At 69.2% G+C, this 24,455-nt stretch carries 23 protein-coding genes; 7 read left to right on the plus strand and 16 right to left on the minus strand.

Translation table 11 applies throughout. From position 1 onward, the window contains the following. Positions 1-19 precede the first annotated feature (19 nt). The 5 genes from ACM6JT_RS28355 to lpxK all read right to left on the minus strand — a co-directional run bounded on the left by ACM6JT_RS28355 (position 20) and on the right by lpxK (position 4,062). Positions 20-778 carry an SDR family NAD(P)-dependent oxidoreductase gene (locus tag ACM6JT_RS28355; RefSeq protein WP_407970810.1) on the minus strand — a complete coding sequence of 253 codons (759 nt, stop codon included), beginning with the start codon at positions 776-778 and terminating at the stop codon, positions 20-22. Between the two features lie 293 nt (positions 779-1,071). Beyond that, positions 1,072-1,734 (minus strand): adenylate kinase, encoded by a 663-nt coding sequence (gene adk / locus ACM6JT_RS28360; protein WP_034178848.1) that lies wholly within the window; start codon positions 1,732-1,734, stop codon positions 1,072-1,074. Between the two features lie 208 nt (positions 1,735-1,942). Further along, on the minus strand, positions 1,943-2,734 hold the full coding sequence (gene kdsB, locus ACM6JT_RS28365; protein WP_175748895.1) for a 3-deoxy-manno-octulosonate cytidylyltransferase: 792 nt from the start codon (positions 2,732-2,734) through the stop codon (positions 1,943-1,945). 124 nt (positions 2,735-2,858) lie between these two features. Then, the gene (locus tag ACM6JT_RS28370; protein WP_010090898.1) at positions 2,859-3,053 is read right to left on the minus strand and encodes a Trm112 family protein; all 195 of its coding nucleotides are present in this window, start codon (positions 3,051-3,053) and stop codon (positions 2,859-2,861) included. Further along, the gene (lpxK, locus tag ACM6JT_RS28375) at positions 3,034-4,062 is read right to left on the minus strand and encodes a tetraacyldisaccharide 4'-kinase (RefSeq protein WP_414857715.1); all 1,029 of its coding nucleotides are present in this window, start codon (positions 4,060-4,062) and stop codon (positions 3,034-3,036) included. Before lpxK ends, ACM6JT_RS28370 begins: the two co-directional genes overlap by 20 nt. A gap of 450 nt (positions 4,063-4,512) precedes the next feature. Between lpxK and xseA the strand changes: the two genes are divergently transcribed. Both xseA and sodB read left to right on the plus strand, forming a co-directional pair. Next, positions 4,513-5,895 (plus strand): exodeoxyribonuclease VII large subunit, encoded by a 1,383-nt coding sequence (gene xseA / locus ACM6JT_RS28380; protein WP_034178845.1) that lies wholly within the window; start codon positions 4,513-4,515, stop codon positions 5,893-5,895. Positions 5,896-6,121: 226 nt separating this feature from the next. Further along, positions 6,122-6,700 (plus strand): superoxide dismutase [Fe], encoded by a 579-nt coding sequence (gene sodB / locus ACM6JT_RS28385; RefSeq protein WP_011352986.1) that lies wholly within the window; start codon positions 6,122-6,124, stop codon positions 6,698-6,700. Positions 6,701-6,806: 106 nt separating this feature from the next. Here sodB and chrA read toward each other — a convergent pair whose 3' ends face one another. Together chrA and ACM6JT_RS28395 are read right to left on the minus strand one after the other, a co-directional pair. Further along, positions 6,807-8,018 carry a chromate efflux transporter gene (chrA, locus tag ACM6JT_RS28390; protein WP_414857716.1) on the minus strand — a complete coding sequence of 404 codons (1,212 nt, stop codon included), beginning with the start codon at positions 8,016-8,018 and terminating at the stop codon, positions 6,807-6,809. A gap of 87 nt (positions 8,019-8,105) precedes the next feature. After that, complete coding sequence (locus tag ACM6JT_RS28395; protein ID WP_034178843.1) at positions 8,106-8,813, minus strand: Crp/Fnr family transcriptional regulator; 708 nt, start codon at positions 8,811-8,813, stop codon at positions 8,106-8,108. 81 nt (positions 8,814-8,894) lie between these two features. Here ACM6JT_RS28395 and ACM6JT_RS28400 point away from each other — a divergent pair, with 81 nt between their 5' ends. Together ACM6JT_RS28400 and ACM6JT_RS28405 are read left to right on the plus strand one after the other, a co-directional pair. Further along, entirely contained in the window at positions 8,895-9,419 is a 525-nt protein-coding gene (locus ACM6JT_RS28400) for a DUF962 domain-containing protein (RefSeq protein WP_034178842.1), read from the plus strand. A 142-nt stretch (positions 9,420-9,561) separates the two neighbouring features. Beyond that, a complete protein-coding gene (locus ACM6JT_RS28405; RefSeq protein ID WP_175748891.1) occupies positions 9,562-10,167 on the plus strand; it encodes a class I SAM-dependent methyltransferase in 606 nt (201 codons plus the stop codon). A gap of 19 nt (positions 10,168-10,186) precedes the next feature. On the opposite strand, the gene ACM6JT_RS28410 is transcribed toward ACM6JT_RS28405, so the two are convergent. Beyond that, positions 10,187-11,461: an EAL domain-containing protein gene (locus tag ACM6JT_RS28410; protein ID WP_034178840.1), complete on the minus strand. Its 1,275-nt coding sequence runs from the start codon at positions 11,459-11,461 to the stop codon at positions 10,187-10,189. Positions 11,462-11,645: 184 nt separating this feature from the next. After that, entirely contained in the window at positions 11,646-13,082 is a 1,437-nt protein-coding gene (gene mdtD, locus ACM6JT_RS28415; RefSeq protein ID WP_034179410.1) for a multidrug transporter subunit MdtD, read from the minus strand. 218 nt (positions 13,083-13,300) lie between these two features. Here mdtD and ACM6JT_RS28420 point away from each other — a divergent pair, with 218 nt between their 5' ends. Next, positions 13,301-13,624: a DUF2917 domain-containing protein gene (locus ACM6JT_RS28420; protein ID WP_034178839.1), complete on the plus strand. Its 324-nt coding sequence runs from the start codon at positions 13,301-13,303 to the stop codon at positions 13,622-13,624. Here the strand turns inward: ACM6JT_RS28420 and ACM6JT_RS28425 are convergent. After that, positions 13,597-14,829 (minus strand): citrate/2-methylcitrate synthase, encoded by a 1,233-nt coding sequence (locus tag ACM6JT_RS28425; RefSeq protein ID WP_414857717.1) that lies wholly within the window; start codon positions 14,827-14,829, stop codon positions 13,597-13,599. The genes ACM6JT_RS28420 and ACM6JT_RS28425 overlap by 28 nt on opposite strands. A 148-nt stretch (positions 14,830-14,977) precedes the next feature. Between ACM6JT_RS28425 and ACM6JT_RS28430 the strand changes: the two genes are divergently transcribed. Then, on the plus strand, positions 14,978-16,369 hold the full coding sequence (locus tag ACM6JT_RS28430; RefSeq protein ID WP_414857718.1) for a CoA transferase: 1,392 nt from the start codon (positions 14,978-14,980) through the stop codon (positions 16,367-16,369). A gap of 21 nt (positions 16,370-16,390) precedes the next feature. On the opposite strand, the gene ACM6JT_RS28435 is transcribed toward ACM6JT_RS28430, so the two are convergent. After that, positions 16,391-17,137, minus strand: coding sequence for a GntR family transcriptional regulator (locus ACM6JT_RS28435; RefSeq protein ID WP_105390077.1), 747 nt, complete (start codon positions 17,135-17,137; stop codon positions 16,391-16,393). Between the two features lie 166 nt (positions 17,138-17,303). Between ACM6JT_RS28435 and ACM6JT_RS28440 the strand changes: the two genes are divergently transcribed. Further along, positions 17,304-18,149: an aldo/keto reductase gene (locus ACM6JT_RS28440; RefSeq protein WP_414857719.1), complete on the plus strand. Its 846-nt coding sequence runs from the start codon at positions 17,304-17,306 to the stop codon at positions 18,147-18,149. Between the two features lie 27 nt (positions 18,150-18,176). Here ACM6JT_RS28440 and ACM6JT_RS28445 read toward each other — a convergent pair whose 3' ends face one another. The 5 genes from ACM6JT_RS28445 to ACM6JT_RS28465 form a co-directional block, all read right to left on the minus strand. Next, positions 18,177-19,652, minus strand: coding sequence for a hypothetical protein (locus ACM6JT_RS28445; protein WP_414857720.1), 1,476 nt, complete (start codon positions 19,650-19,652; stop codon positions 18,177-18,179). A 289-nt stretch (positions 19,653-19,941) separates the two neighbouring features. Further along, a complete protein-coding gene (locus ACM6JT_RS28450) occupies positions 19,942-20,955 on the minus strand; it encodes a HoxN/HupN/NixA family nickel/cobalt transporter (protein WP_243564830.1) in 1,014 nt (337 codons plus the stop codon). A 165-nt stretch (positions 20,956-21,120) separates the two neighbouring features. Beyond that, positions 21,121-23,232: an elongation factor G gene (fusA, locus tag ACM6JT_RS28455; protein ID WP_034178833.1), complete on the minus strand. Its 2,112-nt coding sequence runs from the start codon at positions 23,230-23,232 to the stop codon at positions 21,121-21,123. Positions 23,233-23,451: 219 nt separating this feature from the next. Next, on the minus strand, positions 23,452-23,952 hold the full coding sequence (locus ACM6JT_RS28460; RefSeq protein WP_034178832.1) for a DUF192 domain-containing protein: 501 nt from the start codon (positions 23,950-23,952) through the stop codon (positions 23,452-23,454). 159 nt (positions 23,953-24,111) lie between these two features. After that, positions 24,112-24,330 (minus strand): hypothetical protein, encoded by a 219-nt coding sequence (locus ACM6JT_RS28465; RefSeq protein ID WP_072444916.1) that lies wholly within the window; start codon positions 24,328-24,330, stop codon positions 24,112-24,114. Positions 24,331-24,455: the final 125 nt, after the last annotated feature.

Raw genomic sequence — 24,455 nt, forward strand, 5'->3', positions numbered from 1 at the left:
GGGCGTTTTGCATGCGCGCTTACTTCGGCTGCATCCGGATCGCGCCGTCGAGGCGGATCACTTCGCCGTTGAGCATCGGATTCTCGACGATCTGGCGCACCAGCATCGCGTATTCGGCCGGTTTGCCGAGCCGCGGCGGGAACGGCACCATTGCGCCGAGCGCGTCCTGCACGTCCTGCGGCATGCCGAGCAGCATCGGCGTCTCGAACAGGCCGGGCGCGATCGTCATCACGCGGATGCCGCTGCGCGACAGGTCGCGCGCGATCGGCAGCGTCATGCCGGCGACGCCGGCCTTCGAGGCCGCGTACGCGGCCTGGCCGATCTGCCCGTCGAATGCGGCGACCGATGCGGTACTGACGATCACGCCGCGCTCGCCGTCCGCGGTCGGCTCGGTTGCGGCCATCGCGGCCGCCGCGAGCCGGATCATGTTGAACGTGCCGACGAGGTTCACGTTGATCGTCTTCGCGAACACGTCGAGCGGATGCGCGCCGTCCTTGCCGACGGTCTTCGCGGCGGGCGCGATGCCCGCGCAGTTCACGAGGCCGCGCAGTGTGCCCGCGTGCGTCGCCGCGTCGACGGCTGCCTGCGCGTCGGCTTCGCTCGACACGTCGCAGCGCACGAATTCGCCGCCCAGCTCGGTCGCGAGCGCGACGCCCGCCGCGTCGTTCAAGTCGGCGAGCACGACCTTGCCGCCGGCCTGCGCGAGCATCCGCGCCGTTCCGGCGCCGAGGCCCGACGCGCCGCCTGTGATCAGAAAGACGTTGCCGCGAATCTCCATGACTGTCTCCTTTGTCGACCGCCCTTAGCGCTTTAGCGCTTAGGGAGGTCCCATGCAAAGCGGTCGACCGCCCTTGGCGCTTTGGCGCTTGGGGAGATCCCATGCAAGGCGGTTGTACTGTCCGATGCCAAGCGATCGGTTGAAAAACCGTGCGCCGGTTGGCAGCGCGCACGTATCCGACCGATTGTACGGGGCGCCATCGCGCGGCGGCGAGACAGGCACGGTCGTGCGAATCTCGGCCGGGCGAAAAAAAACCGCCCGGAAAGGGCGGCTTGCGGTGCGCGATGCGGTGCTTACTTCAGTGCGTCGAACGCGCGCTCGCGGATTTCCTCGACGCTGCCGAGGCCCGAGATCTTGCGATACTGCGGCGCCTTCAGGCCGTTTTCCTCGCCGCGCTGCGCCCAGTCGCCGTAGTACTTGATCAGCGGCTTGGTCTGCGCTTCGTACACTTCGAGACGTTTCTTGACGGTTTCTTCCTTGTCGTCGTCGCGCTGGATCAGCGGTTCGCCCGTCACGTCGTCGTGGCCTTCGACCTTCGGCGGGTTGAACTTGACGTGATACGTGCGGCCCGATGCCGGGTGCGTGCGGCGGCCGCTCATGCGCTCGATGATTTCCGAGAACGGCACGTCGATTTCGAGTACGTAGTCGATCGCGACACCGGCGTCCTTCATCGCGTCGGCCTGCGCGATCGTGCGCGGGAAGCCGTCGAACAGATAGCCGTTCGCGCAATCGGATTCCTTCAGACGCTCCTTGACGAGGCCGATGATCAGGTCGTCCGTCACGAGCTTGCCTTCATCCATGAAGCGCTTCGCTTCGATGCCGAGCGGCGTGCCGGCCTTCACGGCCGCGCGCAGCATGTCGCCCGTCGAGATTTGCGGGATGCCGAATTTTTCCTTGATGAAGTTTGCCTGGGTGCCCTTTCCCGCGCCGGGCGCGCCCAACAGGATCAAACGCATGGTGATATCTCCAAGTATGTAGATTCGTGTGGCGAGACGCTAAGGCGCCGGCGACAACGTGCGCGGGGCTTGCCTGGCGCGCGGCGGACCGGTCTGATGCGGCGCGTCGGCTTCGGCGACGCGCGGCTGCCGGCAGGGCCGCGGGCGGGGTCAAGCGAGGACGCGCTGGTCGCGGACGGCTCGCACAATCGCCTGATTATGCCACGGGTTATTTTGAACCCGGCTGAAAAAGGGCCTGCACGCGCGCGAGATCGGCCGGCGTGTCGATGCCGGCTTCGGGTGCGGACTCGGTGATCAGCACTGCGATGCGCTCGCCGTGCCACAGCGCGCGCAGCTGTTCGAGCTGCTCGGCTTGTTCGATCGGTGCCTGCGCGAGCGTCGGATACGTGCGCAGGAAACGCGCGCGATACGCATAGAGACCGATGTGCCGATAGACCGGAAATGCAGGGGCCGGCATCGCCGCGACGTCTGGCCAGTGCGGCTGGTATGCGTCGCGGCTCCACGGAATCGGCGCGCGCGAGAAGTACAGCGCGACGCTCTGCGCGTCGAGCGCGACCTTCACGACGTTCGGGTTGAACACGTCGGCTGCATCGTGGATCGGGTGGGCCGCGGTCGCGATCGCGCAGGCCGGATGCGCGGCCAGGTGCGACGCTACGTCGCGCACGAGCACGGGGTCGATCAGCGGCTCGTCGCCCTGCACGTTGACGACGACGGTGTCGTCGCTCCACCCGAACGTCGCCGCGACTTCCGCGAGCCGGTCGGTGCCGGACGGATGGTCGGCACGCGTCAGCACCGCCTCGAAGCCGTGATCGCGCGCCGCATCGAGCACGCTTTGCGCGTCGGATGCGACGAGCACCTGCTGCGCGCCCGCTTCGCGGGCGCGCTCGGCGACGCGCACGACCATCGGCTTGCCGCCGAGATCGGCGAGCGGCTTGTTCGGGAGGCGCGTCGACGCGAGCCGGGCGGGAATGACGGCGATGAAGGGTTGCGGGTAAGTCATCGGAGGGAACGGTGAGAGGGACGGGGCGGGTGGCGCGTCCGGCGCCGGTCGCCCGGCGGCGTTCGGCGACCGGCCGGGGCCGGGTCGCCTTCAAGCGATTGCGCCGGTCGAGCGGCCTGGCGGTTTATCGGCCGGCCGGGTCGACCGGCGTGCCTTCGACGGTCTGGCGCGCTTCGTCGACGAGCATCACGGGGATGCCGTCGCGGATCGGGTAGGCGAGCTTGTCCGCGTTGCAGATCAGCTCCTGCGCGGCGCGGTCATAGTGGAGCGGGCCTTTGCAGATAGGGCACACAAGGATTTCAAGCAGGCGAGCGTCCACGGAGTTTCTCCACAACGAGGGCAATGAGGCGAGGGTCGAGCGCGGCTTCGACAGGGACGACCCAGAGTCGAGCGTCGCGCCAGGAAGCGCCCAATTTTACTGCATCCTTCTCGGTGATCAGGATCGCATCGACGGCGTCGTCGACGAACGGATTGTCGGCGAACGCGTAGTGGTCGGGCAGCGCGCGCGTCGCCGGCGCGAGACCGGCCGCGCGCAGCGTCGCGAAGAAGCGTTCCGGCGCACCGATGCCGGCTGCGGCGAGCACGCGCTCGTGCGCGAATTGCGACAGCGGGCGGCGCATTGCGGGCTGGTCGAGGTGCCATGCGGCGCCCGGCGTGAGCGCGAGCGCGTAGGTGTCGGGCCACGGCGGCAGCGCGCCGCTGTACGGGTCGTTGACGAGCGTGGCGTCGCGGTGCCGCGACAGCGGCTCGCGCAGCGGGCCGGCCGGCAGCAGGAAGCCGTTGCCGCCGAGCCGGTGGTCGAACACGACGAGCTCGACCGTGCGCGCGAGGCGGTAGTGCTGCAGGCCGTCGTCGCTGACGATCACGTCGACGTCCGGATGCGCGGCGCGCAGCGCCTGCGCGGCCGCCACGCGGTCGGGGCACACCCAGACGGGCGCGCCGGTGCGGCGCGCGATCAGCAGCGGCTCGTCGCCGCCCACGCTCGCGCGCGACGCGGGCGTGACGGCGGTCGGCGCTTTCACGTTCGCGCCGTAGCCGCGCGACACGACGCCGGGCGTGAAGCCGGCCGCGCGCAACGCGTCGACGAGCGCGATCACGGTCGGCGTCTTGCCGGTGCCGCCGACGGTCACGTTGCCGACCACGACGACGGGCACGCCGACGTCGACCGGTTTCTTCCAGCCCTGTGCGTAAGCGGTGCGCCGCAGCGCCGCGCACAGGCCGAACACGCATGCGAACGGCGTGAGCGCCCACGCGAGCGCGCCGCGCCGCTGCCATTCGCGTGTCAGGCGCGCTTCGAGCCGGGCGAGCGGGCCGCCGGGCGCGCTCATCGGACCGGGCGCGGCGCGTCGTGCGCCGCGGCGTGGGACGGATTCGTCAAGGCGGATTCTCCGTTGGGCGGCGCATGCCGCGGGGTCTGCGGAAGGCGGCACTCTAGCGCGCCGCATGCGGACGCGGCAAGCGCGACCGGCCGACGCAGCCCGCGGGGCCGGATCGCGGCGGGCTGTGGATAACTCTGTGAAGAACTCCCCGGTCGATGGCCTCAAACGCCCGCCCGGTGGGCATCGAATCGGATGAGAATCATTCCGAAAGGTTTAAAAATATATAAAAATCAATGTGTTATCGGGAATTGTCTGGTTTTTTTCGCGGTTTCCAAGCGTTTTAGGCGGACGATTGCCAGAATGTGGACACCTTTCGAGCGCCGCGACGCATGCGCTCGGTGCTGGACGCCGCGCGTGTGTCGGACTATCGTGTCGCCGCCAGCATTCATCCGACCGTCCATGCCTTCCGACTCCTCTTTTGCTGCACCCGGCGCGACCCGCGGCGGCGACGAAGTGATTCCCGTTTCGGCGCTCAATCGCGCGATTTCGACGATGCTCGAGCGCTCGTTTCCGCTGCTGTGGATTTCGGGCGAAGTATCGAATTTCACGCGCGCCGCGAGCGGCCACTGGTATTTCTCGATCAAGGACCAGCAGGCGCAGATGCGCTGCGTGATGTTCCGCGGCCGCGCCCAATACGCGGAATTCACGCCGCGCGAAGGCGACCGGATCGAGGTCCGCGCGGTCGTCACGATGTACGAGCCGCGCGGCGAAGTGCAGCTCAACGTCGAGGCCGTGCGGCGCACCGGGCAGGGGCGCCTGTACGAGGCATTCCTGCGGCTGAAGGCGCAGCTCGAAGGCGAAGGGCTCTTCGCGCCCGAGCGCAAGCGGCCGCTGCCGGCCCACCCGCGCGCGATCGGCATCGTCACGTCGCTGCAGGCCGCCGCGCTGCGCGACGTGCTGACTACGCTCGCACGCCGTGCGCCGCACATTCCGGTGATCGTCTATCCGGCGCCCGTGCAGGGTGCCGGTTCCGCCGAAAAGCTCGTCGCGGCCGTCGAGGCCGCGAATGCGCGCCGCGAGGTCGACGTGCTGCTGGTCTGCCGCGGCGGCGGCTCGATCGAGGATCTGTGGTCGTTCAACGACGAGGCGTTGGCGCGTGCGATCGCGGCGAGCGAGCTGCCGGTCGTCAGCGGCGTCGGGCACGAAACCGATTTCACGATCGCGGACTTCGCGGCCGACGTGCGCGCGCCGACGCCGACCGGCGCGGCCGAACTCGCGAGCCCGCAGCGCGCGCTGCTGCTGCGCGAGGTCGGCGACCGCCAGCGTGCGCTCGCGCGCGGCATGGAACGCCGGCTCGAACAGCGTGCGCAGCAACTCGACTGGCTCGCGCGCCGGCTCGTGAGCCCGGCCGAGCGGCTGCAGCGGCAGCGCACGCACGTCGAGCAGCTCGCGGCGCGGCTCGCGTCGGCGGCGTCGCGGCCGGTGCGCGACGCACGCGCGCGCTTCGCGCTCGCGCAATTGCGCTGGCAGCGCGCGCGGCCCGATCCGTCACAGGCGCGCCAGGCGCTCGCGGGGCTGTCGCAACGTCTCGCGCTCGCATTGCAGCGCCGTCACGAACGCGACACGGCGCGTGTGTCAGCCTGTGCGGCGCGGCTCGAGGTGCTGAGCCCGAAGCGCACGCTCGAGCGCGGCTATGCGGCGCTCATCGATGCGCAGACGGGCCGCGCGGTGCGCGCGCCGAGCGCGCTGAAGCCGCAGCGGCGCCTGACCGTGCATCTCGCCGAAGGCTCGGCCGACGTGTCGCTCGCCGACGTGCAGCCGAGGTTGACCGATACGATCTGACGTAACCGGCGCAAGCGAAACGAAGGTCCCGCAACGGACGCGTCCCATGCGGGAACGGATACTGCGCATCGCCGGTTGGTCCTGCCGGACGTTGCGCAAACAGCGCTTTTCCGCATACCGCGGATAAATTGCCCGTGAGTTTGCGGGGTTATTCGTCCTCGCCTACAATCGGACGCTCGGCAGCATTCAACACAAGCCCCCCTACATACTCAACGAAGGAATCGCCATGGCTCATACGCTCCCGCCGCTCCCGTACGCTGAAGACGCACTCGCGCCGACCATCTCGCTCGAGACGATCCAGTACCACTACGGCAAGCACCATCAGGCTTATGTGACGAACCTGAACAATCTGATCCCGGGCACGGAATTCGAAAACCTGTCGCTGGAAGAGATCGTGAAGAAGTCGTCGGGCGGCATCTTCAACAACGCCGCGCAAATCTGGAACCACACGTTCTTCTGGAACAGCCTGTCGCCGAACGGCGGCGGCGCACCGACGGGCGCGCTGGGCGATGCGATCAACGCGAAGTGGGGTTCGTACGACGCATTCAAGGAAGCGTTCACGAAGGCTGCAGTGGGCACGTTCGGTTCGGGCTGGGCATGGCTGGTGAAGAAGGCCGACGGTTCGCTCGACATCGTGTCGACGAGCAACGCAGCCACGCCGCTGACGACCGCCGACAAGGCACTGCTGACGATCGACGTGTGGGAACACGCGTACTACATCGACTACCGCAACGCACGTCCGAAGTTCGTCGAAGCGTTCTGGAACATCGTGAACTGGGACTTCGCAGCGAAGAACTTCGCGTAAGGTCCGGCGCCTGCGCGCCGCTGCGGCGCGCGGCACCCACGAAAAAGCCCTCGTAACGAGGGCTTTTTTTGTTTTGGTCCGGCAGGATCGTGCCGCGCTTGCCGGCTCAGCCGACCATGCCGAGCACCCAACCGAGCGCCGCGCTCGCGATCACGACGGCCCACGGCGGCACGCGCCAGAACACCAGCGCAACGAACGCGACGAGCGCGGCGGCCAGGTCGCGCGGCGCCACGATCGTGTCGGTCCAGACTGGGTGATAGAGCGCGGCGAGCAGCAGCCCGACGACGGCCGCGTTCACGCCCGCGAGCGCGGCCTGCATGCGCGTGCTGCGGCGCAGGCGTTCCCAGAACGGCGCGGTGCCGGCAACGAGCAGGAACGACGGCGCGAAGATCGAGACGAGCGCGATCGTGCCGCCGAGCCAGTCGTTCGGCGCATCGCGCAGCGAAGCGCCGAGGAATGCCGCAAACGTGAACAGCGGCCCCGGCACGGCCTGCGCGAGCCCGTAGCCGGCGAGGAACGCCGAATCGCCGACCCAGCCGGGCGCGACCACGGCCGCCTGCAGCAGCGGCAGCACCACGTGCCCGCCACCGAACACGAGCGCGCCGGTGCGGAAGAACGCATCGACGACGGCAAGCGTATCGGAGCGGAGCACGCGTGCCGCGAACGGCAGCGCGACGAGCAGCGCCGCGAACAGCGCGAGCCACAGCACGCCCGCGCGGTGCGATACGTGCAGCGGCAACGGCTCGTGGGCGTCGCGCGCCGGCTGCGGCAGCAGGACGAGACCGGCCGCACCGGCCGCGACGATCACCGCAATCTGCGTCCACGCGGCCGGCGCGAGCAGCGCGATGCACGCGGCCGCGGCCATCAGCGTGACGCGGCGCGCATCCGGGCACAGCGTGCGCGCCATGCCCCAGACGGCTTGCGCGATCACCGCGACCGACACGATGCGCAGCCCGTGCAGCGCGCCGGCTTCGATCGGCGCGCCCGTCGCGTGAACGCCGAGCGCAAACAGCATCATCAGCAGCGCCGACGGCAGCGTGAAGCCGAGCCACGCGGCGAACATTCCCGCATAGCCGGCGCGCGCGAGGCCGATCGCCATCCCGACCTGGCTGCTCGCGGGCCCCGGCAGGAACTGGCACAGCCCGACCAGATCCGCATACGTGCGCTCGGTGAGCCAGCCGCGCCGCGTGACGAATTCGGCGCGGAAGTAGCCAAGATGCGCGACCGGGCCGCCGAACGACGTAAGGCCGAGCCGCAGGAATGCGACGAACACGGGCCACGGATGACGGGAAGGGACGGGGACGGTCGATGTGTTCAAGACGGGGCACGCGATGGGCGGAGCGAGCCGACACGATAGCGCAACGCGGCGACGGCGGGGTGTCGCGTGGCGGGCATTGCGCGACGTTCAGGGCGTATCGCCGGCCAGCCCGCTCGCGCGGCGCAGCGCGTCGATGTCGACGAGCTCGATCTCGCCGACATGCAGTCGCACGACGCCGTCGGCCTGCAGCGCCTTCAGCAACTGGTTGGTGGTCTGCCGCGTCAGCGACAGCATCGACGCGAGCGTTTCCTGCGACAGCCGCACGCGCGTGCGCCCGGCGCTGATGCCGCCGTAGCCTTCGGCGATCATCAGCAGGCGCGCGGCGAGCCGTTGCGCGGCCGGCATCACGCTCATCGATTCGACGGTCAGGAAGCTCAGGCGCAGCTTCTGCGCCATCAGCAGCGCGAACTGCCGCCAGTATTGCGGCGTCGCGTCGAGCAGCGCGAGCAGCGCGGCCTGCGGCACGTGCAGCAGCAGCGCGTCGTCGAGCGCGATCGCGTCGTGCGTGCGCGGCTGGCCGTCGAACAGCGCGATTTCGCCGAACCACGTGACGGGCTCGGCGACCGTCAGCAGCGCTTCCTTGCCCTGCGGATCGACCGCACCTATCGTGAGTGAACCGGCCAGTACCGCGTACAGCCCGCACGGCGGGTCGCCGCGCCGGAACAGCGGCTGGCCGGCCGGCAGGCGGCGCAGCGCCGCACGGTCGAGCAGGTCCGCGCGCAACGCGGGCGGCAGCGCGGCGAACCACGGGTTCGCCTCGATCTGCGGCAGGTAGGGGGCGAGCGACGAGGGCATGGGTACGCGATGTCGGGTAGCTGACAGAGGTTCTCGGGCGTGACGCGCATCATAGCGCTCGACGACCGACCAGGAGACGCGATGAAGACGCTCGAAGACCATCTTTCCCAGTATGCGGCCTACCATCGCGACGCGCGCAACATCGCGACGCATCTGGTCGGCATTCCGATGATCGTGTTCGCGGTCGAGGTGCTGCTGTCGCGGCCGGCAATCGGCATGCTGGCCGGCATAGCACTGTCGCCGGCGCTGCTGCTCGCCGTCGCGTTCGCGGTGTTCTACCTGCGTCTCGACCTGCGGTTCGGGATCGTGATGACCGCGCTGTTCGCGCTCGGCCTGTGGGCCGCGCAGGCGCTCGCGCTGCTGCCGACCGCGCAATGGCTCGGCATCGGCATCGGTGCGTTCGTCGTCGGCTGGATCGTGCAGTTCGTCGGGCACTGGTTCGAAGGGCGCAAGCCCGCATTCGTCGACGATCTGGTCGGCCTGATGGTCGGGCCGCTGTTCGTCGTCGCCGAAGTCGCGTTCTTCGCGGGGCTGCGCGGCGACGTGCGTCGCGAAGTCGAGCGGCGGGCCGGGCCCGTGCACGGCGGCGCACACTCGCATGTCTGACGCGATCCGCGCGCGGCCGAAGTGCGGGCCGCGTAGGGCCGGCTTTGCGCCAGCGTTGCGTGGGCCGCGCGCGATGCCACAGGCGGGGCGCAACGGCTAAGATGCGGGATGCGTCATACGACGCCTATGCGGAGCAATCGCCATGGTGGATCGCCCGACTCTCGACGCCTACGATGCCCATGCCGCGCAATATGCGCAGGACTGGCTCGACCAGGCCGCGCCCGACGACATGTACGCGCTGCTCGAACAGCATTTCTCGCCGGGGCCGACCGCCGACGTCGGTTGCGGAGCAGGGCGCGACACCGCCTGGCTCGCTTCGCGTGGCTTCGACGCGCGCGGCTACGACGCGAGCGCCGCGCTGCTCGACGAGGCGCGACGGCGCCACCCCGACCTGATCTTTGAATTGGCCGCACTGCCGGCGCTGGCCGGCGTGCCATCGGGCGCGTTTCGCAACGTGCTGTGCGAGACGGTCGTCATGCACCTCGAACAGGCGGACGCGGCGGCCGCCGCCGCGCGGCTGGCCGATCTCCTGATGCCGGGCGGCACGTTGTACCTGAGCTGGCGGGTGGCCGGAAACGGTGCGCTGCGCGACGAGCGCGGCCGCCTCTATACGCCGCTCGACTCCGCGCGGATGCATGCGGCGCTCGGCGCCGGCATGCACGTGATCGACGAGCACGAGGTCGTCAGCGCGTCGTCCGGCAAGCGCGTGCATCGGCTGATCGTGCGCAAGGCGGCCGCCGCCGCGTGAAGGCGCCACGCCGTCGCGTTCACTCGCGGTTGAGCGCCGCTTCCCAGTTGATGTCGACGCAGAGCACCTGCATGCCGGCCGCGGCGGGCGCGGCGACCGATGCGGTCACGCACAGGTGCGCCTCGTTGATCGACAGGTAGGGCGGCGTCAGATGCACGCGGCCCGGCGCGCGCATCGCGTCGATGAAGTACGGGCGGCGCTCCCAGCTCGCACCTTCGGAATGCAGCAGCGGCCGGAAGCGCTTGGCGCGCTGCGACACGCTGCCGCGTGCGAGCACGTTGTCGCCGATCTGGCGCCCCGATGCGTCGAGCAGGAAGCAGCGCGCGGTCTCGGGCAGCCCGAGCACGGCGGCGGCCGCATCGGTGAGCGATTCGCCCGCAGCGAGCTTCCGGCTCGCTTCCTCGAGCGCGGCGACATACGGTGCGAGCCGTTGCGCCTGCGTGCGCTCGCGTTGCGCGACGCGCAGCCGCAGCGCGGCCGACAGCGTATCCATGCAGCCCGCCGCAGCCTGCGGTTGCACGGGGTCGACGCTCGGCCCCGCGAAATACTGGCCCTGCACGAAATCGACGTTGCACTCGAGTGCGATCAGCGCATCGCGCTCGGTCGACAGGCCGCCCATCAGCACGAGCTGGCCGGATTCGTGCAGCAGCGACACGAGCCCCGGCAGCACGCGTTCGAGGTGCGAGTGCTCGCTCGCCTGCGCGAGGATGCCGCGGTCGAGCGTGACGATGTCGGGATGCAGGTGCCACACGCGGTCGATGTTCGAATGCTTCGCGCCGAACCCGCCGAGCGCGATCAGGAAGCCGGCCTTGCGCAGCCCGTCGACGATCGCCGCATAGCGCGGCGTCTCGCCGCCCGCCTGCTCGGGCACCTCGAGCACCACGCGGTGCGGCGGCAGCCCGAGCGCCTTCAGGTTCGCGAGCAGCGCGTCGCCGTAGACGGTGTCCATCAGCGCGGCCGGATGCAGGCTCAGGAAGAGCCATTCGTCGTGACTGTCGAACGCGTGGAAATTGCCGAGATGCAGCGATTCGGCGAGCCGGCCGAGTTCGAGCAGGTCGCCGCGCCGTGCCGCCTGCGTGAACACCTCGTGCGACGCCACCTGACGGCTTTCCTCGTCGTGCGCGCGCAGCGATGCGTGATAGCCGATCGCGCGGCGGTGCGACACCGAGAAAACGGGCTGGAACACGCTGAACACGGTGTAGCCGCCGTACAGCACGGTGCGCCGGTTCCCGTCGTCGCCGGCGACGGGGCGGGGCGGCTGAAAGCCGGGGGGATCGATTTCGATCATGCTCATGATGTCGGCCGAAGGAAGACTGCCAGTTTACCTAGAGAATAGGCGAGCAAGAAGCGTGCACGGCATCGTGCCTCATGCGGCGGCCCGTCGCGGCCGGTGGACGGGATATCGCAGCGCGCATCGCAGGGGCGGGCTGCACCGCGATGGTGCGCGCGGTGGCGGTGCGGTGCCCGAAACGCGCGCGTTATGCGCGCTCGGACGGGTCGGTCTTGCGCGCGGTGCTGCGAATTTCGGGCGCGAGCTGCGCGAAGATCCAAGCGGACGCGGCGGTGATGATCCCGACGCAGATGAACGTCGCGTGGAACGCCGGCAGCGTGTTGCTCGGCGTCACGGTGCGCAGCATGCCGGTGAACGTTGCGAGCAACGCGCCGGCGACCGTGACGCCGAGGCTCATCGACAGCATCTGCACGAGCGAGAACAGGCTGTTGCCGCTGCTCGCGCCGCCCGTGCCGAGATCCTTCAGCGTCAGCGTGTTCATCGCGGTGAACTGCATCGAGTTGAAGCCGCCGAACAGCGCGAGATGCACGACCTTCACCCAGACGGGCACCGTGTCGCGCATCAGCGCGAAGCTCGCCATCATCACGCCGACCATGATCGTGTTCGCAAGCAGCACCTTGCGGTAGCCGTGCTGCGTGATCAGCCGCGTGATGATCCGCTTCGAGAACATCCCGGCCGCCGCGACCGGCAGCATCATCAGCCCGGCCTCGAACGCCGAGTAGCCGAGGCTCACCTGCAGCAGCAGCGGGATCAGGTACGGCATCGCGCCGCTGCCGATCCGCGCGAACAGGTTGCCGAGCAGCCCGACGCTGAACGTGTGGATCCTGAACAGTTCGAGCGAGAAGATTGGTTGCGGCGCGCGCACCGCGTACAGCCCGTACGCGACGAAGCACGCGAGGCTCAGGATCAGCAGCACGAGCACGGCTGCGTGCTGCATGCCGAGATCGGCGAGCCCGTCGAGCGACAGCGAGATCGCGACCATGCCGATCGTCAGCAGCAGATAGCCCTTCAGGTCGAAGCGGCCGACGGCCGGGTTGCGCGAATCGGGCATCGAATAGAAGGTCGCGATGCAGCCCGCGACGCCGACCGGCACGTTGATCAGGAAGATCCAGTGCCACGACGCGATCTTCACGAGCCAGCCGCCGAGCGTCGGCCCGATCAGCGGGCCGATCAGGCCGGGAATCGCAACGAACGACAGCGCGGACAGGTAGCGTTCGGCCGGGAAGGTGCGCAGCACCGCGAGCCGCCCGACCGGCAGCAGCATCGCGCCGCCGACCCCCTGCACGACGCGGAACGCGACGAGTTGCGTCAGCGTATGCGCGTTCGCGCACAGCAGCGAGCCGAGCGAGAACACCAGGATCGCGCTGAAGAACACGCGCCGCGTGCCGAACGTATCGGCGAGCCAGCCCGACACGGGGATCATCACCGCCATCGTCAGCGAGTACGCGATCACGACCGACTGCATCCGCAGCGGCGATTCGCCGAGGCTCGCGGCCATCGACGGCAGCGCCGTGTTGACGATCGTCGCATCGAGCGTCTGCATGAAGAAGCCCGTCGCAACGAGCCAGAGCATCACGGTGAGGTTCTTTTCGCCGGGAGCGGCGGCGGGCGGGCTTTGGAACATGAAGGCGTGGCGGTGGCGCGGGACAGCCGACATTGTAGGGAAAGCCGCCGTGCCGTGCAGGTTCGGTGCAGGTGCAACGCGAAGTCCGGCCGGCGGATCCCCGTCTCCGTCGATTGACCAGTACAGTTCAGCCGAAAGTGTCTGTAGCCGTATCTGTCCGTGTGCTGCCACTGTCCGAAATACTGGAGGCATCGAACCCGTGCGACCAGGAGGCTGCCATGCGCGAACTGCGACTCTACGTGATGGACGGTGACGAGCCGGCAGGACGGTGGCGGATCGTCGATCGCACCGTACTCGAGGTGGCCGAAGGCGACGTCTGGGTGACCGTCGAGGGCCGTCCCGACGACCACTGGCTCGCTGCCGGCGATTCGCTGACGTTGCTGTCAGGCATGCGCGTATGGGTCAGCGCGGGGCCGCACGGCGCGACGTTCGCGTTCGGCCCGCTCGCGGTGCCGGCCGTGCGCGCCGCGCAGGCGTGGTGGCGGCCGCTCGTCGCGTGGCGCGACGGCCGTCGTCACGCGGCCGCGTCGCTGCCGACGTAGCGCGCCCGGGGCCGGATCAGCTTGCCGTCCGCGTATTGCTCGAGCGCATGCGCGATCCAGCCGGCCGTGCGGCCGGCCGCGAACAGCGTGAACGCCGCGCCGTCCGGCAGCGCGAGCGTGCGCTCCAGCACCGCGAGCGCGAAATCGATCGCCGGCCGCAGGCCCGTTGCCGCTTCGACGCGCGCGGCGAGCGCGCGCGCCAGGTGCAGCGCCGGGCGGGCGGGCACCGCCGCGTGCAGTGCGTCGAGCAGCGCCAGCGCGCGCGGATCGCCGTCGGGATAGAGCGGGTGCGCGAAACCGGACAGTGCCGTGCGGCCGCCGTCCGCGCGTTCGTCATGCGCCAGCCGCAGCGCGAGGTAGCGATCGAGGTCGGCGGCGCGGGCCGCTTCGTCGAGCAACGTGCCCGCGCGGAACGTCTCGCCGCCGTGGCGCGGCCCGGACAGTGCAGCCAGCCCGCCCGCGATCGCGCCGAACAGGTGAGTGCCGGTCGACGCGATGCAGCGCACCGCAAAGGTCGACGGATTCAGTTCGTGATCGGCGCACAGCACGAGCGCGCGGCGCAGCAGGTCGGCTTCGTCGCGCCGTCGCAGGTGCCAGGCGGCAGCGAGCTGCCGGTGCACGGGCGCGTCGCCCGGCGCGATGCCGGCGAGCGCGGCCGTCGCGACGCGCAGCAGCAGCGCGGCCGAGTCGAGCTGCGCGTCGCGCCCCTGCGCCCACAGGCGCGGCAGCGCCGCGGCCGCGGCGGGCAGCAGCACCAGCGTGCGTTCGAGTGGCGCGAGATGCACCCAGCGGCGCGCCCAGTCGTCCCACTGCGCGGCGTCGAAACCGGTCGACGCGAGCGATGCTGCGGCAAGCCGCGCGGGCGAACACTCCCAGAGCCTGGCGGCCGTCTGTTCCAGCGTCGCCTCGTCGGCAAGCGCGATTGCATCGGCGCCGCGGTAGCGCAGGCGGCCGTCGGCGATCTGCGTGATCCGCGATTCGAGCACCGGCACGCCCCAGTCGAGCGACCGCTCCGCGACGCCGCCCGCGCGTTTCGCGTCGGCGCGGCGGCGCGCGAGCAGGCGCACCTCGTCCGCGTCGTAGCGGCGGCGCTTGGTCGCGCCGTCGGGCAGCGAGCGCAGCAGGCCGCGGCTCACATACGCATAGAGCGTGCTCACGCTGACACCGAGGGTGCCGGCGGCTTCCTGCGCGCTGAGGGATGTCATGCCGGTCGCTCCTGTCGGGGCGCATGAAGCGCGGCCCCGCTACAACTATTCGTTATGTATTGATTCTCGCAATCAAGATTGATCGCGCCTGTCGCGAATTCTAGACTCGATTCCGTCTCCCCTCCGACGCTGAGGCGCTCACTTCACCATGACACCCGAACTCGCATTGACACATCTGTGGCAACTCGCGCACGGCGACCGCGACGCGCTGGCCCGTGCGACCGTGACGGGCCGGGACCCGACGCTGCCGTCGACGTTCCATGTCGGCACGCTCGCCGCGGCGACGATCGCGGCCGCCGGGCTCGCGGCGGCCGAATGCCACCGGCTTCGCACGGGCGTCGCGCAATCCGTCGACGTGTCGGTGCGCGACGCGCTCGTCGCGTTCCGCAGCGAACGCTACCTGCGCGTGGACGATGGCCCGCCGCCGGAGTTGCGTCACCCGGTGACGGGCTTCTTCGAGACGCGCGACGGGCGCTGGATCCAGTTGCACGCGAATTTTCCGCATCACCTGCGCGGGATCCTCGACGTGCTCGGTTGCGATGCGCATCCGGCCGACGTCGCCGCGGCGATCCGTACGTGGGATGGCGCGGCGCTCGATACCGCGCTGGCCGAGGCCGGCCTGTGCGCGGCATTGATCAGAACACCTGATGAATGGGCGGCGCACGAGCAGGCGCGCGCGATTGCGTCGCTGCCGCTGTTCGAGATCGAGCGGATCGGTGACGCGCCGGTCGAGCCGATCGGCCGCGGCGAAGCCGGCCATCCGCTCGCCGGCGTGCGCGTGCTCGATCTCACGCGCATCATCGCGGGGCCGGTCGCGGGCCGCACGCTGGCGTCGCACGGCGCGCAGACGCTGCTCGTCAATGGCCCGCACCTGCCGAACATCGCGCCGCTCGTGATCGACAACGGGCGCGGCAAGCGTTCGACGTGGATCGACCTGCGCGATGCGGCTGGCGTCGATGCGCTGCACGCACTCGCGCGCGGCGCGGATGTGTTCCTGCAGTCGTACCGGCCCGGCGCGCTCGCGGCGCGCGGTTTCGCACCGCAGGCGCTGGCGGAGTTGCGGCCGGGCATCGTGTGCGTGTCGGTGTCCGCATACGGGCACGCGGGGCCATGGGCGAAGCGGCGCGGCTTCGACAGCCTCGTGCAGTCGGCGAGCGGGATCGCATGGCAGGAGCAGCAGGCCGCGCACGCGAACCAACCGCGCCATCTGCCGTGCCAGGCGCTCGATCATGCGACGGGTTATCTCGCGGCGTTCGGCGCGATGATTGCGCTTGCGCGCCGGGCGCGCGAAGGGGGAAGCTGGCACGTGCGGCTGTCGCTCGCGCAGACGGGGCGCTGGCTGCAGTCGTTCGGCGCCGTGCCGGACGGCCTGCAGGCGCTCGATCTCGCGGCTGCCGACGTGCGCGACCGGATCGATCGCATCGCATCGCCGTTCGGCACGATCGATGCCGTGCGGCCGGCCGAGCGGTTGTCGGCGACGCCGCCGTCGTTCGCGCGGCCGCCCGTGCCGCTCGGCACCGACGATGCGCGCTGGCTGTGAGCGCCGGCGGCGCGGCTTGCGTTACTTGCGCAGCTCGACGACGAAGTCGTAGTAGTCGTTGCGGCAGTAGGTATCGGTCAGCTCGATCGCGCGCTGGTCCGACGTATAGCCGATCCGCGTGATCAGCAGCAGCGCGTCGTGCGGCGCGATGCCCATCTGTTCGGCGATCTCGTCGGTCGCGTTGACCGCGCGGAAATGCTGCAGCGCGCGCACGATCGGCGTGCCGCGCGCTTCGAGATAGCTGTACAGCGAACCGCCGATCGCCTGCGGATCGGGAATCAGCGTCGCGGGGAACGTCGAGTTCTCGACGGCCATCACGATGCCGTCGGCGAGGCGCAGGCGTTTCAGGCGCGTAACCGACGCGGCCGGCGACAGTCCGAGCTGGATCACCTCGTCGCGGTTCGCGGGCTGGATCTCGCGCGCGATCCATTGCGAACTCGGCTTGAAGCCGCGGCGCTCGAGCATTTCGCTGAAGCTCGACAGCCGCGACAGCGGATCCTCGTAGCGCGGCTGGATGAAGTTGCCGGCGCCTTGCGTGCGGCGGATCAGGCCCTGCTCGACGAGCAGCGCGATCGCCTTGCGTGCGGTGATGCGCGACACGCCGAGCGCATCGGACAGCACGCGCTCGGACGGCAGCGCCTCGCCGGCCGTCCAGCGGTTCTCGTGGATCGCGTCGCCGAGCTTGCGGGCGAGCTGCAGGTAGAGCGGCGTGTCGTTGTCGGGGTCGGGGCGCAGGTCCTGCCAGCGGTCGTCCGTGGGTGACTTCATGGAATGGGTATCGATCAGGTTGCGGCCATTCTAAGTCATCATGCGGCGCCGTTATAGCCGGTTTTTGCCTTGCAATAGGCCGGTGCCGCGCCGATTGACTACACTGATGCGTCGTATTCCATGCTTCGGCCGCGGTGCGCGGCCACGAATCCGCAGCGAGGAGCGCATGACAGACACGATCGCCACGGTCGTCCTGCCGGACGGCGAGACGATTCCGAAGCTCGGCCAGGGCACCTGGGAAATGGGCGAGCGGCCGGCCCGCCGCGCGGACGAGATCGCTGCGCTGCGCGAAGGCGTCGAACTCGGGATGACGCTGGTCGACACCGCCGAGATGTACGGCGAAGGCGCGACCGAGGCGCTCGTCGGCGAGGCGCTCGCCGGCCTGCGCGACGACGTGTTCCTCGTCAGCAAGGTCTACCCGCACCATGCGAGCCGGCGCGGCGTCGTCGCCGCGTGCGACGCGAGCCTCAAGCGCCTGCGTACCGATCGGCTCGACCTGTACCTGCTGCACTGGCGCGGCTCGGTACCGCTCGAGGAGACGGTCGAGGGCTTCGAGGCGCTGCGACGCGCGGGCAAGATCCGTCACTGGGGCGTGAGCAACTTCGATACCGCCGACATGGCCGAGCTCGTCGACGACGCGGGCGGCGACGCGTGCGTGACCAACCAGATCCTCTACAACATCGCGCGGCGCGGCCCGGAATTCGACCTGCTGCCGTGGCTTGCCGAACACCGGATGCCGGCGATGGCGTACAGCCCGGTCGATCACGGACGGCTGCCGAAGCGCTCGCCGCTCGACGAGATCGCGCGGCAGCGCGGCGTGTCGGTGATGCGCGTCGCGCTGGCATGGGTGCTCGCGCAGCCGGGCGTATTCGCGATTCCGAAGGCGTCGCGGATCGAACATGTGCGCGACAACCGTGCCGCGCTCGATTTCGTGTTGAGCGATGACGAGCGCGCGCAGCTTGACGCGTACTTCCGTGCGCCGCGCAGCAAGCGCGCGCTCGAGATGCTCTGACGTCACCCGGCCGGGCAACGCTTCCGGTCAGTGGTTGCCTCCGGACGATCCGCCGCCGCCGTGACCGCCGCCGTTGCCGACACCGTTGGCACCGCCATTGCCGGCGCCACCACTGCCGTTGCCGTTGCCATTGCCACCGCCATTACCATGGCCGCCGTTGCCGCCGTTGCCGCCGTTGCCGCCGTTGCCGCCGTTGCCGCCGGCGCCACTGCCGTTACCCGTGCCGCCACTGCCGTTACCACCGCCATTGCCGTGGCCGCCATTGCCGCCGGCGCCGCTGCCGTTACCGCCGCCGTTACCCGTGCCGCCACTGCCGTTACCACCGCCATTGCCGTGGCCGCCGTTACCGCCGGCGCCGCTGCCGTTACCGCCGCCGTTACCCGTGCCGCCACTGCCGTTACCACCACCATTGCCGTGGCCACCGTTGCCGCCGCCGCTGCCGTTACCGCCGCCGTTACCCGCGCCGCCACTGCCGTTACCACCATTGCCGTGGCCGCCGTTGCCGCCGGCGCCACCGCCGTTACCCGCGCCGCCTCCGTTGCCACCGCCATTGCCGTGGCCGCCGTTGCCGCCGGCACCGCCGCCGTTACCCGCGCCGCCTCCGTTGCCACCGCCATTGCCGTGGCCGCCGTTGCCGCCGGCGCCACCGCCGTTACCCGCGCCGCCTCCGTTGCCACCGCCATTACCGTGGCCACCGTTGCCGCCACCGTCGCCATGGCCACCACCGTTGCCGTGGCCACCGCCATTGCCTTGGCCGCCTCCGTCACCGCCGCCATGGCCACCATGGCCTCCGCTACCGGAGGTACCGCCACCCGAAGTGCCGCCGCCCGAAGTACCGCCACCCGAAGTGCCGCCGCCCGAAGTGCCGCCGCCCGAAGTGCCGCCGCCCGAAGTGCCGCCGCCCGAAGTGCCGCCGCCCGAAGTGCCGCCGCCCGAAGTGCCGCCACCCGAAGTGCCGCCACCCGAAGTGCCGCCACCCGAAGTGCCGCCGCCCGAAGTGCCGCCACCCGAAGTGCCGCCGCCCGAAGTGCCGCCACCTGAAGTGCCGCCACCTGAAGTGCCGCCACCCGAACCGCCGGTGCCGGACGCATTGCCCCCGCGGCCCGTGCCGCCCGCGCCGCCGGACGTTGCGCCTGTCGCTCCGCCGACACCAGCTGGTCCGACAGCGCCGTTTCCGTTATTTCCGCCGCTCCCGCTCCCGCTCCCGCTCCCGCTGCCGCTGCCGGGGTTACCGCCACTGCCGCTCGCGCCGGCGCCGTGACCGCCGATGCCACCGCCGGCATAGACCTGCGCCGCGCACGCAGCTGGATTGGCTGCGCACGACGAAGCGTCGTCGACCAGCATCATGACGGTGTCGGCGTTGGCGATCGCATCGGGCGCGGAGTCAGGCACCGCGTTCTGCGCGACTGCATACGAGCAGCAGCACGCAAACGCGGCTGCGGCGATCAAGGTCGCGCGATAGCACCGTCCCGCCGCGCGGAACGGCTGTTTTGTCTTCAGCATTATGGCCTCCCAATGCGCGCGAAGCCTCGTAGCCGCGCGGCTATCTACGTGTGGTGCAGGGGGCCAGCAATGATTCGTTGTCCTTTCGGTTGCCGATTGCCTTCGGGCTGGCGCTTGAAGTCAGCCGCGAACGCGGATCGGCACGCGGGCCCGCCGTGCGAGGCCCTATCTGCGAGATTCGTGCCATCGGCCGCTTATGCCCGTGGCGCAAGGCGCACGCATGCGTGCGACGGCGCATGAAACGTCGTTGCGGGGGTTTTGTTTCCGAAATGAAACGTCTGAACGATGCTCAGCGCGCCGGCGCGTCGGCCGCGCGCTGCCAGCGGTGGAACAGGATCGATGCGATCCAGCAGACGAGGAACAGCGCGACGATGCCGTAGCCGATCGAGCCGAAGCGTTCGCCGAGCGCATCGAGCGCGTCGCGCACGGGGCCCGTCAGCGACAGCTTGTCGGCGAGCAGTCCGGCCGCCTCGATCCCGCCGATCGCAAGCGCGACGGCCGCCGACACGAACGTGATGCTCGCGTTGTAGAGCAGCTTGCGCTGCGGATCGTCCATCGCCCAGCCGTACGCATGAATCATCAGCACGTTGTCGGTCGAGTCGATCAGCGTCATGCCGGCGGTGAACAAGGCGGGAAACAGCATGACCGTATAGACCGGCAGGCCCTGGCTCGCCTGTGCGGCGGCAATCGCGAGCAGGCCGATTTCGGTTGCAGTATCGAAACCTAACCCGAACAACACGCCGACCGGATACATGTGCCAGCTTTTCGACACGAACCGGAACAGCGGGCGCAGCAGCCGCGACACGAGTCCGGCCGGGCGGTGCACGTGCGGCGCGCCGTGCGCGTGCTCCGGCGCGCCGCGATAACGCCGCCACACGTCGCGCAGGATCATCAGGTTCACGCACGCGAGCACGAGCAGGAAGGTGGCCGACACCGCCGTGCCGATCGTGCCGCCGATCTCGCGAAACGCATCGAACCGGTCGCGCAGCGCGAACGCGGTCAGCGCGATGCCGAGCGTCGCGGCGATCACGATCGTCGAATGGCCGAGCGAGAAGAACAGCCCGACGCTCACCGGACGCTGGCCGTCCTGCATCAGCTTGCGCGTCGCGACGTCGATCGCGGCGATGTGATCGGCGTCGACCGCATGACGCAGCCCGAGCCCGTACGCGATCGCCGCGGTGCCGAGCAGCAGCGGATGGTCGCGCAGCACCGCGAGCGCCCACAGCCAGACGGCGACGTTGGCGGCGATCAGGCCGGCGTAGAGCATCAGCAGACGGCGCAGGGCAGGGGTAGGCGGCGGCATCGGGACGGTTCCATCAGACGAATCGCATGGCATTGTGGCATGCGAAAAAAACGCGTGGCGGGCCGATCAAAAAGCCGCGAACGGGTGCGCATCGGACAAAAAAAGCCCGTCCGGCGGAACCGGACGGGCTTTGCATGATGCGGCAGGGCGCAAGCGCCCGGCGCCTTACTTCGTTTTCGCGTTGATCACGCCTTCCGATACGTTGGCCGGCGTTTCCGCGTAGTGCTTGAACTCCATCGAGTACGTCGCGCGGCCCTGCGTGGCCGAACGCAGCGACGTCGAATAGCCGAACATCTCCGCGAGCGGCACTTCGGCGCGCACGAGCTTGCCGCCGCCGCCCGCGATGTCCTCCATCCCCTGCACGATGCCGCGCCGGCTCGACAGGTCGCCCATCACGTTGCCCATGAAGTCCTCGGGCGTCTCGACCTCGACGGCCATCATCGGCTCGAGCAGCACGGGTTTCGCGCGGCGCATCGCTTCCTTGAACGCCATCGAGCCGGCCATCCGGAACGCGTTTTCGTTCGAGTCGACGTCGTGGTACGAGCCGAACGTCAGGTGCACCTTCACGTCGACGACCGGGTAGCCCGCGAGCACGCCGCTCTTCAGCGTTTCGGTGATGCCCTTGTCGACGGCCGGGATGAATTCGCGCGGAATCACGCCGCCCTTGATCTCGTCGAGGAACTCGTAGCCCTTGCCCGGGTTCGGCTCGAGCGTGATCACCGCATGGCCGTACTGGCCGCGGCCGCCCGACTGCTTGACGAACTTGCCCTCGACATCGGACGCCGTCGTGCGCACCGTCTCGCGATACGCGACCTGCGGCTTGCCGACCGTCGCTTCGACGCCGAACTCGCGCTTCATCCGGTCGACCAGGATTTCGAGGTGCAGCTCGCCCATCCCCGAAATGATCGTCTGGCCGGACTCTTCGTCCGTCTGCACGCGGAACGACGGGTCTTCCTGCGCGAGGCGGTTCAGCGCGAGGCCCATCTTTTCCTGGTCGGCCTTCGTCTTCGGCTCGACGGCCTGCGAGATCACCGGCTCCGGGAATTCCATCTTCTCGAGGATGATCGGCTTGGTCGGATCGCACAGCGTGTCGCCCGTCGTCGCTTCCTTCAGGCCGACGGCCGCCGCGATGTCGCCCGCGCGCACTTCCTTGATCTCCTTGCGTTCGTTCGCGTGCATCTGCAGGATCCGGCCGAGCCGTTCCTTCTTGTCCTTCGTCGCGTTGAGCACCGTGTCGCCGGATTCGACGACGCCCGAATACACGCGGAAGAAGATCAGCTGGCCGACGAACGGGTCGGTCATGATCTTGAACGCGAGCGACGAGAACGGCTCGTCGTCGCTCGGATGACGTTCCGCCGGCTTTTCCGGATCGGCGAAGTCGTGGCCGAGGATCGCCGGCACGTCGACCGGCGACGGCAGGTAGTCGATCACCGCGTCGAGCATCGCCTGCACGCCCTTGTTCTTGAACGCGCTGCCGCACAGCATCGGCACGATCTCGTTCGCGATCGTGCGCTTGCGCAGCGCGGCCTTGATCTCGTCCTCGGTCAGCGATTCGTGGTCGTGCAGGTACTTCTCGAGCAGTTCCTCGCTCGCCTCCGCCGCGGCCTCGACCATCTTCTCGCGCCATTCGTGCGCGAGCTCGACGAGATTCGCAGGGATCTCCTCGTACGAGAACTTCACGCCCTGGCTTTCGTCGTCCCAGACGATCGCCTTCATCTTCACGAGATCGACGACGCCCTGGAAATGATCTTCCGCGCCGACCGGAATCTGGATCGGCACGGCGACGCCCTTCAGGCGCTCGCCGATCTGCCGCTGCACGCGGAAGAAATCGGCGCCGACGCGGTCCATCTTGTTGACGAACGCGATGCGCGGCACCTTGTACTTGTTCGCCTGGCGCCACACGGTTTCGGACTGCGGCTGCACGCCGCCGACCGAGTCGTAGACCATGCACGCGCCGTCGAGCACGCGCATCGAGCGCTCGACCTCGATCGTGAAGTCGACGTGGCCCGGGGTATCGATGATGTTGATCCGGTGTTCCGGATAGTTGCCGGCCATGCCTTTCCAGAAGGCGGTGGTCGCCGCCGACGTGATCGTGATGCCGCGTTCCTGCTCCTGCTCCATCCAGTCCATCGTGGCCGCGCCGTCGTGCACTTCGCCGATCTTGTGGCTCACGCCGGTATAAAACAGGATGCGCTCGGTCGTCGTGGTCTTGCCGGCATCGATGTGAGCGCTGATCCCGATATTGCGATAGCGCTCGATGGGGGTTTTGCGGGGCACGTGAACCTCCTGGTGGTTCGGATCGTAAGCGGGCAGGCTGGACCGGCCCGGGTTTGGAACAAGCGAGACTTAAAGCATAGCGCTTGCGCGTGGCTTTTGCAGATGGGGCCGGCGCCGGCGGAGTCAAGCCGGGCGGCGGCGCCGGCTGGCGAAAAAAAAGCCGGCGCGCAACGGGCAGCCGGCTTCGGTCGGGGCGCGGCGCGAGGCCGCGGACCGCCGTTACTGGGCCTTCGGCAGGCCTTCGAGCTTCATGCCGGGCTTGATGCCCTTCGCGGCGAACCAGCCCTTGCTCATTTCGAGCGCATAGACGCCGTTGTTGCGCGGGCAGTGGTTGTCGGTCGTCTCTGCCTTCATTTCGTCGATGTCGGTGATCGTGCCGTCCGCGCGGATGAACGCGATCGACAGCGGGATCAGCGTGTTCTTCATCCAGAAGCAGTGCACGGCATTCTCGTTGAACACGAACAGCATGCCTTCGTTTGGCGCGAGCTGCGAACGGTACATCAGCCCCTGTTCGCGGTCGGCGTCGTTCGCGGCGACGGCCGCGTCGATCACGTACATGCCGGCGCGCAGCTTCACGTGCGGGAACTCGCTCGGCTGCTTGGCGCCGGGCGGCATCTGCGCGCTGGCGGCCTGCATGCCGAGCGCGAGGACGGCGAGCGCGGCGGGAAACACGGCGGCGCGCGCAAGGCGGCCGAGCGACGAGCGCAGGGAGAATTGCACAGCAAGGCTCCTATCTGGAAAACGAGACCCGCATGGTACGCGATGCGCGCCGGCGGGCACAAAAAGAAAAAGGCAGATCGCCTTGCGGTGATCTGCCTTTCAACGCCGTAAGAACGGCAAGACTGCGTGTTCTTGACTGCGTTATTACAACTTGCTTGCTTAGTTCGAAGCAGCTGCCGGGGCTTCGGCTTCGCTAGCTGCCTTCTTCGCAGCGTGGTGCTTCTTCGCTGCGTGGTGCTTCTTGTGCGTTGCCTTCTTAGCCGGTGCCGAAGCAGCTTCTGCCGGAGCAGCAGCAGCCGGAGCGGCCGGAGCCGAAGCTTGTGCGAAAGCAGCCGTTGCGAAGAGACCAGCGACCAGAGCGGCGATCAGTTTGTTCATGTTGTGTTCCTCAGCTTTAGTTAATTAACCAAATGACCCGGCATAGGAGTCATGACGTCTAACGGTGCCATCCACCTTTCGGTTGACAGACGCTTCGAGAAATTTCTCATTGCGCTGCGGGCGCC

The sequence above is a fragment of the Burkholderia sp. IT-111MI5 genome (genome assembly GCF_949752865.1).
GTDB classification, from domain to species: Bacteria; Pseudomonadota; Gammaproteobacteria; order Burkholderiales; family Burkholderiaceae; genus Burkholderia; species Burkholderia pyrrocinia_C.